This is a genomic window from Paenibacillus marinisediminis (assembly GCF_054343325.1).
The window spans coordinates 1-683 of sequence record NZ_JBTGUH010000031.1 but is presented as its reverse complement, the minus strand read 5'-3'; the positions used below and the strand labels follow the sequence as shown (position 1 = coordinate 683).

1 rRNA gene is annotated in these 683 nt (G+C 55.5%); it reads right to left on the bottom strand.

The window, feature by feature from the left end:
* Position 1: 1 nt before the first annotated feature.
* Positions 2 to 683 (bottom strand): 23S ribosomal RNA (locus ACXX53_RS23100); the annotation flags it as partial.

Here is a 683-nt window from a genome sequence, read left to right as displayed (position 1 = left end):
TTAGGATAAGCCCTCGACCGATTAGTATTCGTCAGCTCCACACATTGCTGTGCTTCCACCCCGAACCTATCTACCTCGTCGTCTTCAAGGGGTCTTACCATTGCTGTGGGAAATCTCATCTTGAGGGGGGCTTCACGCTTAGATGCTTTCAGCGTTTATCCCTTCCGTACTTAGCTACCCAGCTATGCCTCTGGCGAGACAACTGGTACACCAGCGGTACGTCCATCCCGGTCCTCTCGTACTAAGGACAGCTCCTCTCAAATTTCCTACGCCCGCGACAGATAGGGACCGAACTGTCTCACGACGTTCTGAACCCAGCTCGCGTACCGCTTTAATGGGCGAACAGCCCAACCCTTGGGACCTACTTCAGCCCCAGGATGCGATGAGCCGACATCGAGGTGCCAAACCTCCCCGTCGATGTGGACTCTTGGGGGAGATAAGCCTGTTATCCCCAGGGTAGCTTTTATCCGTTGAGCGATGGCCCTTCCATGCGGAACCACCGGATCACTAAGCCCGACTTTCGTCCCTGCTCGACTTGTAGGTCTCGCAGTCAAGCTCCCTTATGCCTTTGCACTCTTCGAATGATTTCCAACCATTCTGAGGGAACCTTGGGGCGCCTCCGTTACTCTTTAGGAGGCGACCGCCCCAGTCAAACTGCCCACCTGACACTGTCCCCGAACCGG